Here is a 17914-nt window from a genome sequence, read left to right on the forward strand (position 1 = left end):
ATCATCCACAAGGAAGTCTGGCGGAGCGCCTTCTCCGAGCCGGACAGGAAGGGATGATCCTTGAGCGCAGCATGGTCGAAGATATAGCGGCGGCGCTTTCCGCCCACGGCCTCATCCTGCGCGGCGGCTTCAATTGTGCAGGCGGTGAGGAAACAGCCTCCGGTCTCTCCGGCGCTGCGGCCAGATCCGTCCTGCTGGTGGGGCAGGCGGGCGCCGCGCCGTGGCCGCATTTTCTGCGCTGGCGGGAAGGCCAATCGCAAACTGTTGCCGATCCGCTCGATGCATGGTCGCGCGAACTGATCGGCGCAGTGGCGAAGACATTCGGCGCGCGCGCCGTTTCGCCGTCCGACAGACCGTATCTGCCGTTCCAGCAATGGGCGATGCAGGCGGAGGGTCTGAAACCGTCGCCGCTCGGCATCCTCATGCATCCGCAATACGGGCTCTGGCACGCCTATCGCGGCGCGCTGCTGTTCGGGGACGAGATTGCGTTTGGGGAAACTCGCGAAGTGGTTCACCTTTGCGATGCATGTGTCGACAAACCGTGCCTGAAATCCTGTCCGGTCGACGCTTATTCTGCGGATGGTTTCGCGCATGGAACATGTCTGGCGCATGTGCGTGGGCACAACGGCGCGGCTTGCCGAACCGGCGGTTGTCTCGACCGCAACGCCTGTCCCTACGGCGCGGCCTATCGCTATCCGCCACAGGTTCAAGCCTTCCACATGGTCGCGTTCGCGGGCCTGTAGCGTCGCCGAATGCCGCACGAAACTTGAACACCGCATTGCGACCCCGATAGCCCGGTGGTCATCTGACCGCCCTGCAAAAAAATCCTTCCATCATCCCAAGGAATCGCCATTAGCCTTCGTCCAACAGGCAAATGATGGCGATGATGCTGGATGAAAGCGAAGCCTCCGACGCCGAGCTGATCGGTCGTGCGAAGGGCGGTGACAGGGGGGCTTTCGGCAAATTGCTCGAAAGGCATTATGATTTCGTCTATCGCGCCGCCTATCGCTGGTGCGGGAAAAAGGCCGATGCCGAGGATATCGCCCAGGAAGTCTGCGTCCGGCTCGGCCGGGCGATCCGCGACTATCATGGCAGCGGCGCCTTCACCACCTGGCTCTATACCATGACGCTGAATGCAGCACGCGACATGATGCGCAAGACCGTCCGCGAGGCGATCAAGACCGAAGCCTACGGGGCTTACGAGCTGATCTCGGGAGAGGCCCCGGCCGAGCCCGAAGATCCAGCCGAGGCGCTTTGGGCGGCGGTGCGGATGCTGCCGGACAAGCAGCGCGACGCGGTGCTGCTCGTCTATGGCGAAGGGCTGAGCCACGCACTCGCTTCCGAGGCGATGGGCATCTCGGAGACGACGGTTTCCTGGCACATCCATGAAGCGAAGAAACGGTTGAAGGCGCTCATGCTTTCAGCCGGGGAAGTGTGATCATGGTCGACGACAACCAACTCAACAGGCTGCGCGACATCGCAGCACCGGCACCCGGCAACGACGCGAAGGCGCGTGCCTTAGGGGCGGCCATGCGTGCCTACGACGTGGGCGAAAAAACTTCACCTGCCGCCCAAGGATCGGCGAAAGGGCTTCGTCTCACAGAGCGAGCACAAAAGCTCTGGAGCGAAATCATGCAAAAGAAACTCTTCGCCACCCCGGCCATTGCCGGGCTCGTCGCCCTGCCGATCGCCGGATACGCCACGATCTATATGCTGCAGGAGCAGCCGTTCTATTCCGGTGGGGACGAGAAGATCACCGAAACGCTGGCCGATAAACCAGTGGCTACGAAGAAAGCCGATGCCGACGCCGAAAGCCGCGTCGCAGCCGAGGCGCTTGCCCCGGCATCGCCGCCGAAGCCACAATCGGCTGCCGGCCTGGCGCAGCAGGACGCTCTGGCCCGCAATGCGGCGCCCAAGCCGACACCTGCGCCGAAAGGTGAGTTCGCACAGGATGGTGGAGCTGCGCCGTCTGGCAGAGTGATGATGTCTATATCTCCTCCGAAAGCCGACGGAGCCACGCAGGCTGGCCGCATGCCAGGCGCCGAATCCAAGCTGATGGCTCAGCCTTCGACCGCCCCAGCTGACCAGATGCCGCTCCCAGAGCAAAACCGCGACCGCGTCGGGGATTTCAAGAGCAATCCGGTGCGTGCCGCGCTCGAAGACCCGGTCTCGACCTTTTCGATTGATGTCGACTCGGCCTCCTATTCCTTCGTGCGGCGCTCGCTCAGGGAAGGTGCTTTGCCGCAGGCCGACACCGTCCGCGTCGAGGAGATGATCAACTACTTCCCCTATGACTGGAAAGGTCCGGACGTTGCCTCGACGCCGTTCAACTCGACCGTCAGCGTCATGCCGACGCCGTGGAACCAGCACACCAGGCTGATGCATGTCGCTATCAAGGGTTTCGACGCGAAGCCGGCCGAGCAGCCCAAGGCCAATCTGGTCTTCCTGATCGACGTGTCGGGCTCGATGAACGAGCAGGACAAGCTGCCGCTCCTGCAGTCCGCGTTCCGGCTTCTGGTCAACAAATTGAAGCCGGACGACACCGTCTCGATTGTCACCTATGCGGGCGATGCCGGCACTGTCCTGGAGCCGACGAAGGTTTCGGAGAAGGACAAGATCCTCAATGCCATCGACACGTTGGCGCCCGGCGGCAGCACGGCCGGCGAGGCGGGTATCAAGGAAGCTTATCGGCTGGCGCAGAAATCCTTCGTCAACGACGGCATCAATCGCGTGATGCTGGCGACGGACGGCGACTTCAATGTCGGCCAGACCGACGACGACGATCTGAAGCGGTTGATCGAAAAGGAGCGCAAGACCGGGGTGTTCCTGTCGGTGTTCGGTTTCGGCCGCGGCAACCTGAACGATCAGATGATGCAGGCCATCGCCCAGAACGGCAACGGCACCGCCGCCTATATCGACACTTTGGCCGAGGCGGAGAAGGTGCTGGTCGAGGATGCGTCCTCGACGCTGTTCACCATCGCGAAGGACGTGAAGATCCAGGTCGAGTTCAACCCGCAAAAAGTCTCGGAATACCGGCTGATCGGCTACGAGACCCGCGCCTTGAATCGCGAGGATTTCAACAACGACCGCGTCGATGCCGGCGAGATCGGCTCTGGCCATTCGGTCACTGCGATCTATGAGATCACGCCGAACGGCAGCGGCGGCCAGAAGATCGATCCGCTGCGCTACGGCCAGGCGTCCGTGAGCAATGGCGGCGTCGCCAATGCCGACGAATATGCCTTCGTCAAGATCCGCTACAAGCTGCCGAACGAGGATGCCTCGAAGCTGATCACCACGCCGGTGACATCCGCCAACGAAGTTGCTGATTTCGACCGGGCCAGCACCGACCAGCGCTTCTCCGTTGCCGTCGCAGCTTTTGGCCAGAAGCTGCGCGACGAGGATGCGACCGCGAAGTTCGGCTACGACAAGATCATCGAGATTGCCACTGCCGCCCGTGGAGCCGATCCGTTTGGCTACCGGTCCGAGTTCCTCTCGCTGATGCGCCTTGCCTCGGCGCTCGGCGGCAACAGGTAGTGGGTGTGACGGCCGGTTTTCCTCAGATGGGATCGTTCTGATACGGAAAACCGACCGATGGGCGGTGAGGCAGGCCGGCAGGGAAAACCTTGCCGGCCTTTTTCAATTGCGTCAGGCGCGGCTGCGCCGGCGCTCGCGGCGGGCTTCGCTGGTCTCGACGGTGTTGACCGTCGCCTGCTTGTTGCGCATCGGGCCGATGCGCTCGACGATTTTTTCGACGGTCGGGCGATCCGACCTTGTGTGCGCATCGAGTGCCTTGCGCATGGCGGCGAGGTGGGCGAACGAGGTGCCGCAGCAGCCACCGACGATCTTTGCGCCGGCATCGACGGCCAGCCTGACATAGTCGGCCATCAGCTCGGGCGTGCCGGAATAGTGGATCTCGGCGCCGCGAAATTCCGGAATGCCGCAATTGCCCTTGACGATCACCGTCGCCTCCGGCTTCGCCTCGGTCATGTCGAGCAGTGAGGCGAGGATGTCGGAGGCGCCGACGCCGCAATTGGCGCCGACACCGAGCGGCGCCTGCGACAAGCCATCGGCGACGCCGTGGATGTCCTTCGGCAACAGCCCCATCATGGTGCGGCCGGCGGTGTCGAAGGAGCCGGTGTAGGTATAGGGCAGGCCGACGCGGATCGCGGCTTCGGCTGCGGCGCGGATTTCGTCCGGCGCCGACATGGTCTCGATCCAGGCGACTTCGGCGCCGCCGGCCTTCAGGCCCTCGATCTGCTCGGCAAACGCCTCGACCGCCTCGTCATAAGTCATGGCGCCGAGCGGCACCAGCAACTCGCCGGTCGGGCCGACCGAGCCGGCGACGATGACCTTGCGGCCGGCTTTATCGGCGACAGCGCGGGCGATCTCGGCGGCGCGCTTGTTCAGCGCATGCACGCGGTCCTGCGCATGATGCAGCTTCAGCCGGTGGCGGGTGCCGCCGAAGGAGTTGGTCAGGATGATGTCGGCGCCAGCATCGACGAAGTTCTGGTGCAGGCTGGTGATGATGTCCGGCGCCGTCTCGTTCAGCAATTCTGGAGCCTCGCCGGCCTCGAGCCCCATGGCGAACAGGTTGGTGCCGGTGGCGCCATCGGCGAGCAGGACGCCTTTTTCGGCAAGCAGCGCGTCAATTGGATTGGTCATTGGAAATACGCCTTCCGGGAATTTTGTCGAGATAAGGATATAAAGAAATCTTTATATGGCGTCAATGTCGCCGCGGTAACAAGCCGTCAAAATCGCATTTCCGCCAGCCTTTGGGTGAAGCTGGCTGCTTCGTGCGCATTGATATCGGCGGCGCGGATCAGATTGTCGAAATGGCTGGTCAGCGTGCGGACGGGCTGGGTCGCGTTCAGCACCAGATACATGTCGCCGACATAGATGGCGGCGCGATAGGGCCCGAAGATGGTGTAGGGGATCGAATACCGCTTCCGCCCGTCATAGAGAAACAGGCGGAAGGTGGGATAAAGGTCGTCGAGCAGCGTCGCCATGTGAAGAAGCTGCTGGTGGCGGGCGGCCTCAGGGAAACGGTCCCAGACGCCCAGGCCGCGCGCAAAGATCTCCAGCGTGTGGCGCGGCATGCAGACTTCCATGTCGGTTTCCGGCCGCCGGTTGTAGTCGATGCGGTACTGCGTCTCGCCGGCCTGGGCCTCACGGCTCTTGTTGGCGATCCCAGCCTCGTAATCGACGAGCGCTTCGGTGCGCAGAAGATCGGGAATGCCGGCCGGCACGTAACGGATTTTCGTGCCGGCGGCCTCGGCATGCCACCTGGCCAGCAGCGTGCGGTCGAAGCCGTCAGGCGCTTCCTCGATCTCCAGGCTCTCGCGGATTTCACCGGTGACGCCTTCGTCCTGGCTGAGGCCGAGCAGCCAGTCGAGCGACACTTTGAATTCGGCGGCGATGTTGAGCAGCGTTTCGGCGCGGGGCAGGCGTGTCGAGGTGCCGGACAGCAGCTGTGAAAGCGCCGAGCGGTCGATGCCCACCGCAGTCGCGAAAGCGGACTGGTTCAGATCGGACCGTGTCAGGAGCATCTTCAGGCGATCCCGAAAGACCGTCGACAGGTCGCGTTTGTCCATGTTGTGATTCCGGTCATTGGGAGGAAAAAAATCCGCCGAACCCGCCAACACCGCACTTTGGGCGTAAATGAATCCTCTGCCTGTTTACAATTGATAACATATGCGGCTGAAAATGCGCAATCGCAACATTTTGTGCGCTTTGTCGCGTTGCAGCATCACGACGCTCCTGACACAATGCTGTCAGGAATCAAAACGGTTCCGGCGACTGGAAGGGCAGTGGTCGATCGATGACAAGCAGGAATAACAGACGACGCAATGCACCGGCCATCGAATGGCCGACCGTCTTCCTGGCGTTTTTCTGCTACGGCGCCTGGCTCGCAGCCGGCCTGTTCCTGTGGCCGTCCTATCCGCTGCTGGCGCTCGTCGTCCTGGCCTTGATGGCGGCGCTGCAATCCTCGCTGGCGCACGAAGTCCTGCATGGCCATCCGACCCGCAAAGCGCAGATCAACGAAGCTTTCGTCTTCCTGCCGATTGGTCTCGTCTGGCCTTTCCGGCGGTTCAAGACCATTCATCTGCGCCATCATGCCGACGAACGGCTGACCGATCCGCTTGACGATCCTGAAAGCTACTACAAGGCGCTGTGGCACCATGACGAATTGCCGCCGGCGATGAAGTTCCTGCTGAAGATCAACAACACCATGATCGGCCGGCTCATTCTCGGCCCGTGGCTGTCGTGCACCGGCTTCTTCATCGACGATGCCAGGCAGATGCTTGCCGGCGACAAGGTGATCCGCAAGGCATGGCTGCTGCACGCCATCGGCCTCGCCGTGGTGCTGCCGGTCGTGCAGTTCGGCTTCGGCATCCCGCTATGGCTCTACATCCTGGTGCCGGTGTGGCTGGGCCAGTCGCTGATCTCGATCCGCACCTTCGCCGAGCATCAGTGGTCGGAGCATCCGGAAGGCCGTACGGTGATCGTCGAACGTTCGCCGCTGTCGTTCCTGTTCCTCAACAACAATCTGCATTTCGTTCATCACAAGAGCCCGACGGTGGCCTGGTACCGGCTGCCGAAGCTGTTTCGCGAGCGCCGTGACGAGTGGCTGCGGATGAACAATGGCTATGCCTATCCGAACTATTTCGCGCTGCTCAGGGCATATGCCTTCAAGGCCAAGGAGCCGATCGTCCACCCGGTGCTGCGGCGCACGCCGGAACCGGGCCGGGCGTTCAAGCCGCGCGTCAGGGCGCGCAGCCTCAATGGGCTTGGCAGTGCGCCGGTACCGGCCGAGCCGCCGAAAGAATGAATTTTTGGGTATTGCCGGCAGCGATGCCCAGGTGCGCGTCAATGGCCTCGTCAATTTTTCTCAGCGTAACGATCAAAGTCCCGGCATGAGCGATTTCGTTGCCGGCTTGCCGATGTACGACTGGTCTGAAATGCGGAGCGAGGTCGACGCCCAATGGGCGCGGCTGCGTGATGCCTTCCGGCAAAAAGGCATCGACGCGCCGCAGACCATCGCTCGCGTCAATGCCGATCTGCGGCCTGTGGAAGGCGGCATCCGCGACGCCGCCGGAAAGGTCATGGCGCCCGATCCGGCGACGCTGCCGCCGGACGAGTTGGATTTTTTCGGCCTCTGGCTGCATCCGGCGCTGCTGTTCGCACAGACCTGCTGGGGTCCGATGGAACTCGGGCTGGCGACGCATGTTCAACTGGTCGGCCAGCCGCGTTACGACGCGTTCGAGGGCGGGCAGGGTGAACTCTATTCGAGCGCGCTGGTGATGCGTGCAGGTGAAGCGCCAACGGTTGGCTCACCGTCCGACGGCAGCCCGCTCATCCCGCTCGATGTCCTGCGTGGCAAGCATTTTACCTTCAACAGCCTCGATTCCATGTCGGGCATTATCGCGCCGACGCGTGACCTGGAGGCGCTGGGCGAAAGCCTGGACATCTTCTCCGAGCGCAGCGAAAGCGGTGGCCACCGCGCCTCGATCGTCGCCATTGCCGAGGGCAAGGCCGATGTCGCGGCCATCGACTGCCAGAGCTGGGCCAATGCGCGGCGCTTCGAGCCGGCAGCGGAAGCGGTCACAGTCGTCGGCTGGACAACGCGGCGCAAGGGCCTGCCGTTCATCACTGCCAGAACGACACCGGAAAAGATCGTGGAGGCGCTGCGCGAGGCGGTCGCGGCGACCGCATAAAAATCAGTCGCCGAGCAGCCGCTCGTCGAGCGGATAGGTCGAAAGCTGCTCGTTGCCGGTTTCGGTGATCAGGATCTGCTCTTCGATCTTGACGCCCTCGCGTCCGCCAAGCCGGCCGATATAGCTCTCGACGCAAAGCACCATGCCCGACACAAGCACGCCGTCGGGCGTGTCTTCGGTCCAGTCGATGGCATGCGGCAGCGTCGGGTATTCGTCGGCCAGGCCGACACCGTGATAGAGCACGCCGTAACGCGTCGGGAAACAATCTCCGGGCGGCACCGCCGAGCGTTCGACAAGATCGCGGAACGATGTGCCCGGCTGCATCAGGCCGATGTTGTGGGCGATCTGATCGGCGGCGATGCGAAACAGCTCGCGTTGCTCGTTGGATGGCTCGGTGTCGCCGCAGAGCCAGGTGCGCGACAGGTCGGCGCAGAAACCGTAAGGGCCGATCAAATCGGTATCGAAAGCGACGAGATCGCCGGCTGCGATCGTTCGCGACGAGCATTCCTGGAACCAGGGATTGGTGCGCGGGCCGGACGTCAACAGCCGGGTTTCGACCCATTCGCCGCCACGCGCGATGTTGCCGCGGTGGAGTTCGGCCCACAGTTCGTTTTCGGAAATTCCTGACCTCAATGCTGCTTCCATCTCACCCATCGCCGCCTCGCAGGCGACGATCGACCGGCGCATAGCCAGTATTTCGTCGGGCGATTTGATCAGGCGTGCATTTTCCATCAGCGCTTCGCCATTGCCGATCGAGATGCCGAGGCGGTCGAGCGCTTCGACGCCCTCGGGATTGATGTGATCGACGGCGATGCGGCCGATACCGCCGCCATGCTGCTTGACCAGATCGGCGATCCCGGCGGCCCAGCGGCGGACTTTTTGCTGGGTGAGGTCGCCGCTATAGAGATACATCCACGACACTGCCGGCCGAACCTCGTCGACGACGCCGGAGTGGTCGGAAAGGTGCTCGCAGGAAAAATAGTCGAACAGCACCACCGGACCTTCGGTGGCAACGAAACAATGTCTTGTCGGATTGTGTGCGACCCAGAGCTGCATGTTGGTCGAGTCGGTCGCATAGCGGATGTTGATCGGATCGTAGAGCAAGGCTCCCGCATAGCCGCGGCGCTTCAGCTCGGCGCGGATGCGGTCGAGCCGGTATTGGCGCATGGCGGGCAGGTCGGGAGCAGCAATGCCGGCGGCGTGCCACTCCGCTTCCGCCAGTGCGCCGTAGCCAAGCACATGCTGGTTGAGTTCAGCGGCCTTCTGCCGCGACTTCAGGCGCAACGCATCGATTGAGCTTGCTTCGTCTGGCTCGAACGGCGCGATCCTGCGATGACGACCGAACCGTCGCTCGACGCCCGGATCGCTCATTTTTTCCTATCCTCCCGATATCAATCGGCCGCGCGGGTCAGGCCCGAGGGCGGGCCTTTGGGTCCAATGCTTTCAGGCCCGCATCTTCTCGCCGCTCGGGTCGAAAGGCGGCTCGACATTGATGCGGGCTGGTCGTCGGCTTCCGAGGATCTCGATCTCGAACATTCCGGCGCTCTCGTCCGCGGCCAAGGCCGCCGGCACATAGCCTTGCGCCATCGATTCCTGGACGTAATGGGCATAGCCGCCGGAGGTGACCCAGCCGACCACGCGCCAGTCGCCGTCGACGATGCCGCGCACGGCCGAAGCGCCTTCCGCGGCGCTCGAGCCGCGCACTTCCTTGCCGTCCGTATCGAAACGCGCCGCACCATAGCCGTGCGGCTTTTCCACCGTGCCGTAGTCCTTGCCGCCGACCTTGGCCCAGATTGGTTCGTCGCCCATCACGTCGGCGTCTGCGGCATCGACGATGAAGGAGACACGGCGCAGTTTTGGCCCTTCTGCCTGCTCCCTGGCTGCCGCGTCGCGTCCGATGAAATCGTTCTTCTCCAGCTTGACGAATCGGTCCATCGCCCCCTCGAACGGCCCGTAGATCGGGCGCAGTTCGCGGAACCAGGTCGGAAAATTCTTTTCCAGGCGCATCGAGAGCAGGGCGCGCATGCCGAAATCGACCAGGCCAAACTCTTCGCCGGCATCCTTGATCGCCTTGTAGACGAGACGCTGGTAGGCCGGCGCCATCCAGATCTCGTAGCCGAGGTCACCGGTATAGGTGATGCGATTGACCATGCAGGGCGCGCCGCCGACCGACATCTCGCGGAAGTCCATGAAGCGGAAGGCCTTGGTCGAGATGTCGGCGTCAACCAGTTTCTGCAGCAGGTCGCGTGATTTCGGCCCGGCGATCGACAAGCCGACCAGCGTCTGGTCAAAGCGGTGAATGCGGACCTGTGACGCCGCTGGACCATCCTTCGGCAGGTGCCAGTCGAACCAGCGCATATGATACTTCTGCGCCGCCGACGAGCTCCAGATCATGAAGCGCTCTTCGCCCGCCTTGGCGATGGTGAAATCGCCGATCAGCCTGCCGAACTCGTTTAGCATCGGGGTCAGCACAATGCGGCCGGTCTTCGGCATGCGGTTGGTCATCAGCCGGTTGAGGAAATCTTCCGATCCCGGCCCGGAGACTTCGTATTTGGCGAAATTGGCGATCTCGGTGACGCCGACCTTCTCGCGGGTGGCGCGCACTTCCTCGCCGATCGGCCCGAAATCGTTGGAGCGATGGAAGGAAACGATGTCCTTCGGCTCGGTGCCTTTCGGTGCGAACCAGAGCGGGGTTTCAAGGCCCCAGCTATCGCCCATGACGGCGTTGTTGGCCAGCATCGTGTCGTAAAGCGGAGTCGTCTGGGCCGGGCGTGCCGCCGGCAGTTCCTCGTTGGGAAAGCGGATGGAAAAACGGCGCGAATAGTTTTCGCGCACCTTGGCATTGGTATAGCGCAGCGTCGCCCATTCGCCGAAGCGCGCGACGTCCATGCCCCAGACGTCAAAGCCGGGATCGCCATGGACCATCCAGTTCGACAATGCCAACCCGACGCCGCCGCCTTGCGAGAAACCGGCCATGACGGCGCAGGCGCACCAGAAATTTGTCAGGCCCTGCACCGGGCCGACCAGCGGATTGCCGTCCAGCGCGAAGGTGAAGGGACCGTTGATGATCTGCTTGATGCCGGCCTTCTCGATGCCGGGAAAATGCTTGAAGCCGATTTCCAGCGACGGCGCGATGCGGTCGATGTCGGGCTGCAGCAGCTCATGGCCGAAATCCCACGGCGTGTTGACCGGAGACCACGGCTTGCAGGCTTTTTCATAGGTGCCGAGCAGGATGCCGTTGCGTTCCTGGCGGGTGTAGATCTCGCCCTTGAAGTCCATAACGCCGATCATCTCGCGGCCGGTCGACTTGTTGAATTCCTCGACCTCCGGCATCGGCTCGGTCAAAAGGTACATATGCTCCATGGCCAGCAGCGGCAGCTCGACGCCGACCATGCGGCCGATCTCGCGCGCCCACAGGCCGCCGCAGTTGACGACATGCTCGGCCTTGACCGTGCCTTGCTCGGTAACGACGTTCCAGGTGCCGTCGACCTCCTGCGTCAGCTCGACGACGCGGTTGCGCAGCACGATCTCGGCGCCGAGCTTCCTGGCGGCCTTGGCGTAGGCGTGGGTGGTGCCGGAAGGATCGAGATGGCCTTCGACCGGATCCCACATGGCGCCGACGAAATTGGTCTCGTCCATCAGCGGGAACATCGCCTTGGCCTCTGACGGCGTGATCAGCTCGGTGTCCATGCCGAGATAGCGGCCTTTGGCGTGGGCAAGGCGCAGGAAGTCCATGCGCTCCGGCGTGTCGGCCATCATCACGCCGCCGGTCAGGTGCAGCGAGCAGGACTGGCCGGAAAGCTCTTCGATCTCCCTGTAGAGCTGCACCGTATAGGCCTGCAGCTTGGCGACATTGGGATCGCCATTGAGCGTATGGAAGCCGCCCGCCGCATGCCAGGACGAACCGGAGGTGAGCTCCGAACGCTCGATCAGCATGATGTCGGTCCAGCCCGCCTTGGCCAGATGGTAAAGCACCGAGCAGCCGACGACGCCGCCACCGATGACAACCGCTTTTGCATGAGATTTCATGAAGATAGTTCCGTTTTTGAAGAGATTGAATCGAGTGGGCGGGGTGTGAGAACAAATCGGAGGTCGGATACAGCGATGTTCTCGGCCAGCCTGCCATCAAGCGCGGCAAGGATGGTTTCACAGACGGAAGTACGATGTTTCAGGACGTCATGGTTCCAAAGACGCAGAATCGAATAGCCTTGGGCGCGCATGAATTCGTCGCGGCGGCGGTCATAGGAACTGCCGGCGTGTTGGTGTCCATCGACTTCAACGACAAGCCATTTCTCGCGGCAAGCGAAGTCTGCAAAAAAGGGGCCGATGGAAAACTGACGCGTAAAGCGATAGCCGCCAAGCTTGCGCGCCTTTAGTTCAAGCCAAAGCAATGCTTCCGTCTGATTGCCTGCTTGCCTGAGTTTTCGTGCTCGCTGGGTTGTACCTATTTTGCGGCGACTGCGTCTCTTGGCAATGGCGTCCCCCACTCCGTAGCTGCTTCGCAGCGCCACCTCTCCCCCCTCCGGAGGGAGAGGAAGGGCGCTGGCTGGAATAATCTCACGCCCTTCCTTTACCCCGTCGATCGGGGGAGAGGTGTCGAGCGGAGCTCGACGGAGTGGGAGTCGCCTGTTCATCAAATCAATACAGATGATCAAAAATCAGTCGGCGCGCCGCCTTCGGACCGACGTTTGTCGACGAAGGCGTCGAGCTCCTCGCGGATAGTCGGGTCCATGTAGGGCTCTTCATAGGAGGCCAGCCGCTCCTTCCATACCCGATTGGCTTTTTCGATAGCTGTCGGCGATCCGGCTTCCGCCCAGGTCTCGAAATTGCGCCAGTCGGAGATGATAGGCGAATAGAAGGCGGTCTTGTAGCGGTCCTGGGTATGCTGGGTGCCGAAGAAATGGCCGCCGGGACCGACATCGCGGATGGCGTCGATAGCCAGTGCTTCCTCCGAAAGGTCGAGCGGGGTCAAAAATTCGGCCACCATCTGCAGCAGATCGATGTCCAGGATGGTCTTCTCGTAGGAGCAGCGCAGGCCGCCTTCCAGCCAGCCGGCCGCATGCATCATCAGATTGCCGCCGCCCTGTATGGCGCCCCACAGCGAGAACACGCTTTCATAGGCGGCCTGTGCGTCGACCGTGTTGGCGGCGCAGGTGTTGGAAGTGCGGTAGGGAATGTTGTAGCGGCGGGCGAGCTGGCCGCCGACCAATTGCGCCTTCATGTATTCCGGCGTGCCGAAGGCCGGCGCGCCGGACTTCATGTCGACGTTGGAGGTGAAGCCGCCATAGCCGACGGGCGCGCCCTTGCGCACCATCTGGGCGAAGGCAATGCCGGACAGTGCCTCGGCATTCTGCTGCACCAGCGCACCGGCGATGGTCACCGGCGCCATGGCGCCCGACAGGGTGAACGGCGTCACGATGACGACCTGGCCCTTGCTCGACATCTGGATGATGCCTTCCATCATCGGCACGTCGAGCTTGAGCGGCGAATTGGTGTTGATGATGGTGAACACCGACGGCTGTTCGAGAAGCTGTTCGGCGCTGATGCCGCGCGCGATCCTGGTGATCTCGATGCCGTCGACATTGCGCTCCTTGCCGAGCGAATAGATGTGGAACACCTTGTCGGTCAGCACGCTCAGATCGCGGATGCATTCGAGGTGCCGGACGGACGGATGGATATCGATCGGCTCGACCGGATAGCCGCCGGTGCAGTTCAGGATGTTGTGCATCTGCGCAAGCTTGAGGAAGTTGCGGTAGTCCTGCTGGTTGCCGGGGCGGCGGCCGCGGTCGATGTCGGAACAATTGGGCGCCGACGCCATCATCGAGATGATCAGGTTGTCGCCGCCGAAGCGGACATTGTGCGCCGGATTGCGGGCATGGATGGTGAATTCCGACGGGCAGTGCGAAACCAGCTCGAGGATCATGTCGCTGTCGAAGCGCACCCGCTCACTGCCTTCGCGGACATCTGCGCCATGCGCCTTCATGATGCGCCTTGCCTCGTCGTGCAGCACGTCGACGCCGATTTCCCTGAGAACGCGCAGCGAGGCGAGGTGGATCGATTCCAGTTCGTCGTCGGAGACCAGCCTGGTCGGCGTCAGCGGGATTTTCAGCTGACGGAAAGGCGGCTGCTCGAATGCCGCCGCTGCGCCGGCGCGCTTGCCCGCGCGGCCGCCGCGACGGGCGCGGTCGTTTGTCAATGCCGGTTCGGCGGGATGAAGGGCGGCGGTCATGATAGTCCTCGTACGCTGCGATGGTGCGGCGGCATAATGGACCGACCGCCGTCCCGCCATTGCGGAGGCGGCGACCACTAGGACGAGGGAAGCGACATGGACGTTCGCCAGCCGGACGCACCAGGGCGAATCCAGATCTGTGCCCGAACTGTGAAACATGTCACGTTGCGATCACGTCATATTGAGCAAGTACATTGAATACAAACCGTCCTGAGGGAGACTATTTCCGTGTCGGATGTTGTTAGCGTGCGTGCAGCGACCAACAACGAAGTCGCTTTCATTGCCTGGGATATTGACGGAATGATCGACGGCTGTCTCGGCTTCGAGATCGTCCGCATCTATCCCGGCACCGGCGAGGAACGCTGTCTGGCTTCCTGGGTGCCTTTCCGGGGGCAACGCAACAAGGACTGGATTCCGCAGGATAGCGGCGTCTGGCCGGTGCAGAAGACATTCTGGCGCGATCTTACGGTGCGGCGGCGCCGCGACAGCGTCGAGATCAGGCCCGATGGCGAATTGGTCGCCTACCGGGTGCGTCCGGTCGGCGACATGCGGCCCGGCCTCGATCCAGTGCCGGTGCGCCCCGAGAAAGCCTATACCGGAGCGGCTCGGCCGCTCGGCTATCTCGGACAAGGCGCCGTCAGCCCGACCATCTTCCTGGGATCGATGTTCGGCAAGGCGCGGCTCGCCTTCACCAACGGCGTGCTCTCGACGCAATGGCTGTCGCGCGCGCTGGAAGACGCCGGCATCAAGGTCGGGCAGCGCGACAAGATCAGGGCCGAGCTTCAGCGTCCCGGCAGCAAGATCCGCGCCTATCTTCATGGCGAGGTTCCGGATGTGCTCACCCGCCTGATGAAACGGGCCAAGGCCGAGGGCGGCACTGTCAGGCTTGCCCTCTACGAGCTTGGCGATGACGAGTTGTGCGACGCGATCATCGACGCCAAGGATGTCGTCGACGTCATTCTTTCGAATTCGGGCAGGGATGAACAAACGAAGGCGTGGGACGCGGGCAACGCGCCCTTCAGAAAGCGGCTGCGCGACGCCGGCGTCGTGCTGACCGATCGTCTGTTCAACAACAATCATATCGGCCACAACAAGTTTGCCGTCTACCGCGACGCCCAGGGCAATCCGCAGGCGGTCATGACCGGCAGCACCAACTGGACGTCGACCGGCATTTGCGGACAGTCCAACAACGCCTTCATCCGCGACGACCCTGCCATGGCCAAAGTGTTCGATGCCTATTGGGAGCGGATGAAGGCCGACGTGTTCCCGCCGCCGGCGAGCGATAGCGCCGCTGGACGTGTGGCGCAGAAGCAAGGCAGGCCGTTTCGCCTGAAGAATCGCACACCGAACCATGTCGATGGGACCACCATCTGGTTCTCGCCAAACGATCCCGACCGCAGCAAAAAGGACATCTCGGTGCGGCCTGTCGACCTCGAAGATGTCTTCGCACGAATCAAGGCGGCGAAGGAGGCGGTGCTCTTTCTCGTGTTCAATCCGTCGCGGCTTGGCAACAATTCGGTCATCGATCAGGCGGTCGCGGCGGCGACGGCGAATCCAAAGCTGATCGTGCAAGGCGCAATCAGCGATCACACCGCCATGCCAAACTATATTGCTCCGACCCGGGATCCAGTCACCAACAAATCGAACAAGGACGGCAAATCGCCATTCGTCTTTCCGGAGAAGGTCTGGGAGGCGCCGAACGTCTCCATCGTCAGGGCGGCCAACCTGACGGGGGCCTCGGTTGCGCGGGATTTCCAGGCGGAAGTGCTGACCGTCGGCCATGCGATCGTGCACGACAAGATCGTGATCATCGATCCGATGGCCGACAATGCGACCGTCATCGCCGGCAGCCACAACCTTGGCTACAAGGCGTCCTATGAAAACGACGAGAACATGGTGATCGTCGAAGGCGACAAGACGTTCGCTGCGGCCTTTGCGGTGCATATGCTCGACGTGTTCGACCACTACAAGTTCCGCGCCTGGCGCAGAACGATTGGAGTAGGACCGTCGGACAATGACGGGCTCTCCATCGACGACAAGTGGCTGAAGCCTTACGCGGAGGGCAGGAAGGGGGCGATTGCCCGGTATTTTCCGTAGTGGCCTGAATGGTGCCGCGGAGTCCTTAACAAGGCATGCTCTGGCTGGCGCAAGCGGTTCCTGCCGCCGGTGCTTCCCGGCACGCCCCCGAAACGCTAATCGTGCAGGTTTCGTGGTGCGAATCATGGACCGGGCGGAACAGAACAGCGACGAGACAATGCAGTGGGCGGCGATCACCGGCGTGATCGCCACCGTTTCGGTGTTCGCCATCGCGCAAGGGCTGAGCTATCCGCTGCTGAGCTTCATCCTGCAGCGCCAGGGCGTCTCGCCGGCCATGATCGGCCTGTCGGCGGCAATGACGCCGGTCGGCTTTATCGTCTCGTCGCCGCTCATCCCGGCGCTGGCGCGCCGGTTTGGGGCAGGGCGCACGGCGCTGACCTGCGCGGCCCTTTCCGCGATCATGCTGGCGCTGATCGGCTGGACGCAAAATGTCTATCTCTGGTTTCCACTGCGCTTCCTGATCGGCGTGGTGACCAATCCGCTCTATGTGCTGAGCGAGATCTGGGTGATCGCGCTGGCGCCTCCGGCGCGCCGCGGTCGCATGATGGGAATCTATTCTACAGTCATTTCGGCAGGTTTCGCGGCCGGCCCGCTATGCCTGCTTGCGGTCGGCACCGAAGGATGGCCGCCGTTTCTCGTCGGCATCGCCGCATTCGTCTTTTGCGGCGCCTGCCTGGCGCTGGTGCTGGGACGGCTGCCAAAGGTCGATGAAGCCGGGCACCAGGTTTCGGTGATGGGTTTCATGCCGATGGCATGGTTGCTGCTGTCGGCGGTCGTGGTGGCCGCCGGTTTCGAACAGGGGGTGCTGGCACTGCTGCCGGTCTACGGAGCGCATTATGGCATCGCGGAGGCCCGCATGTCGGCGCTGCTGTCGATGATGATCGCCGGCAACATCGCCATGCAGGTGCCGCTCGGCCTGCTGGCGGAACGGCTGACAGCGCGTCTGGTGCGATTCATCTGTGTATCGCTAACGGTGCTCGGGTGTGTGCTGTTGCCGGTTCTTATAGAGACGCCGCTGATCTGGCCGTGCGTGTTCGTCTGGGGCGCGGTTTCCTACGGCATCTACACGATGTCGATCATCGAGCTCGGCGAGCGGTTTACCGGCTCGGCACTGGTCGCCGGCAACGCCGCCTTCTCGCTAATGTGGGGCGTCGGGGGCATCGCCGTGCCGCCGCTGGCGGGCGGCGCCATGGATATTCTCGGCGCGGACGGCCTGCCGATCACGCTTGGCGCCATTTGTCTGGCGTTGGCGGTCACAACCGTATTGCGGGGGCGAGCGGTCTAATACAATTGCGGGGTGCCTTCATTTCCGTGCCATCTGGAAATCGCCCATAAATCACATTCGGCATGGTGTTCAGAGGGATGCATCCTGCGTAGAAGGTTTCGAATTTCAACAGCACGATCAAAATCGGGTATCAATCCAACATCGGACAGTTCCGTGTTCGCAAACACGTCAGGAAATCCTCCGCAGTTGGTCAAAGCGCTTATGGAGACGTCTTTATCCAACAAGTCGTAGCCCAGGAAGGTAAATCCGTTCCAGTCGAGTGAACGCACGTCAACCGACGGTCTTCGTATCACATTGAGGACATTCAAATCGCCCGGATCCGCCAACTCCGAAAGGAGGAAGTCCAGGTCCACAAAGAAATCGAGCATGTAGTCCTCGTTAACAATATGGGGCCAGTAGCTGTCCTTTACCTGTCCCAGCGCGACCGGCCCGAGCATTCCATCGAGTGAGACGACCTCGCTTAATTGGGTGAGGCCGGACCAGTTTATGTACATAGTCCACGCAGTGCCGCTGAAGGGACCGAACTTCTCTTTGGCAATGTACAGATGTTGCATGGATTCCCTCGTGGCCTGCGGGCGGCAGGCGGCC

At 62.4% G+C, this 17914-nt stretch carries 14 protein-coding genes; 7 read left to right on the forward strand and 7 right to left on the reverse strand.

Annotation, left to right across the window (positions count from 1 at the left end):
• Positions 1–53 precede the first annotated feature (53 nt).
• The 3 genes from AC0L2C_RS22370 (at position 54) to AC0L2C_RS22380 (ending at position 3534) form a co-directional block, all read left to right on the forward strand.
• Positions 54–743 (forward strand): hypothetical protein, encoded by a 690-nt coding sequence (locus tag AC0L2C_RS22370; RefSeq protein WP_473524475.1) that lies wholly within the window; start codon positions 54–56, stop codon positions 741–743.
• 134 nt (positions 744–877) lie between these two features.
• Complete coding sequence (locus AC0L2C_RS22375) at positions 878–1438, forward strand: RNA polymerase sigma factor (protein WP_128246520.1); 561 nt, start codon at positions 878–880, stop codon at positions 1436–1438.
• A 2-nt stretch (positions 1439–1440) separates the two neighbouring features.
• Positions 1441–3534 (forward strand): VWA domain-containing protein, encoded by a 2094-nt coding sequence (locus AC0L2C_RS22380; protein ID WP_128166881.1) that lies wholly within the window; start codon positions 1441–1443, stop codon positions 3532–3534.
• A gap of 111 nt (positions 3535–3645) precedes the next feature.
• Here the strand turns inward: AC0L2C_RS22380 and bmt are convergent, their stop codons facing one another.
• Together bmt and AC0L2C_RS22390 are read right to left on the reverse strand one after the other, a co-directional pair.
• Positions 3646–4662, reverse strand: coding sequence for a betaine--homocysteine S-methyltransferase (bmt, locus tag AC0L2C_RS22385; protein ID WP_128166879.1), 1017 nt, complete (start codon positions 4660–4662; stop codon positions 3646–3648).
• 86 nt (positions 4663–4748) lie between these two features.
• A complete protein-coding gene (locus tag AC0L2C_RS22390; protein ID WP_473524476.1) occupies positions 4749–5591 on the reverse strand; it encodes a helix-turn-helix domain-containing protein in 843 nt (280 codons plus the stop codon).
• 227 nt (positions 5592–5818) lie between these two features.
• Here AC0L2C_RS22390 and AC0L2C_RS22395 point away from each other — a divergent pair, with 227 nt between their 5' ends.
• Both AC0L2C_RS22395 and AC0L2C_RS22400 read left to right on the forward strand, forming a co-directional pair.
• On the forward strand, positions 5819–6829 hold the full coding sequence (locus AC0L2C_RS22395; RefSeq protein WP_128246522.1) for a fatty acid desaturase: 1011 nt from the start codon (positions 5819–5821) through the stop codon (positions 6827–6829).
• 85 nt (positions 6830–6914) lie between these two features.
• Positions 6915–7715: a phosphate/phosphite/phosphonate ABC transporter substrate-binding protein gene (locus tag AC0L2C_RS22400; protein ID WP_128246540.1), complete on the forward strand. Its 801-nt coding sequence runs from the start codon at positions 6915–6917 to the stop codon at positions 7713–7715.
• A 3-nt stretch (positions 7716–7718) separates the two neighbouring features.
• On the opposite strand, the gene AC0L2C_RS22405 is transcribed toward AC0L2C_RS22400, so the two are convergent.
• The 4 genes from AC0L2C_RS22405 to AC0L2C_RS22420 form a co-directional block, all read right to left on the reverse strand.
• Positions 7719–9086 carry a M24 family metallopeptidase gene (locus tag AC0L2C_RS22405; RefSeq protein ID WP_473524477.1) on the reverse strand — a complete coding sequence of 456 codons (1368 nt, stop codon included), beginning with the start codon at positions 9084–9086 and terminating at the stop codon, positions 7719–7721.
• Between the two features lie 72 nt (positions 9087–9158).
• Positions 9159–11744, reverse strand: a complete 2586-nt coding sequence (locus AC0L2C_RS22410) for a GcvT family protein (protein WP_473524478.1) — start codon at positions 11742–11744, stop codon at positions 9159–9161.
• The gene (locus AC0L2C_RS22415; RefSeq protein WP_128246525.1) at positions 11741–12226 is read right to left on the reverse strand and encodes an endonuclease domain-containing protein; all 486 of its coding nucleotides are present in this window, start codon (positions 12224–12226) and stop codon (positions 11741–11743) included. Before AC0L2C_RS22415 ends, AC0L2C_RS22410 begins: the two co-directional genes overlap by 4 nt.
• A 140-nt stretch (positions 12227–12366) precedes the next feature.
• Positions 12367–13944, reverse strand: a complete 1578-nt coding sequence (locus AC0L2C_RS22420; RefSeq protein WP_128166867.1) for a trimethylamine methyltransferase family protein — start codon at positions 13942–13944, stop codon at positions 12367–12369.
• 228 nt (positions 13945–14172) lie between these two features.
• On the opposite strand from AC0L2C_RS22420, the gene AC0L2C_RS22425 reads away from it, so the two are divergent.
• Entirely contained in the window at positions 14173–16041 is a 1869-nt protein-coding gene (locus tag AC0L2C_RS22425) for a phospholipase D-like domain-containing protein (RefSeq protein ID WP_473524479.1), read from the forward strand.
• Positions 16042–16165: 124 nt separating this feature from the next.
• Positions 16166–17326, forward strand: coding sequence for an MFS transporter (locus tag AC0L2C_RS22430; protein ID WP_287257815.1), 1161 nt, complete (start codon positions 16166–16168; stop codon positions 17324–17326).
• On the opposite strand, the gene AC0L2C_RS22435 is transcribed toward AC0L2C_RS22430, so the two are convergent.
• Positions 17323–17880, reverse strand: a complete 558-nt coding sequence (locus AC0L2C_RS22435) for a hypothetical protein (RefSeq protein WP_128166861.1) — start codon at positions 17878–17880, stop codon at positions 17323–17325. The two genes, AC0L2C_RS22430 and AC0L2C_RS22435, sit on opposite strands and share 4 nt — an antisense overlap.
• Positions 17881–17914: the final 34 nt, after the last annotated feature.

This window comes from Mesorhizobium sp. WSM4845 (genome assembly GCF_055811455.1).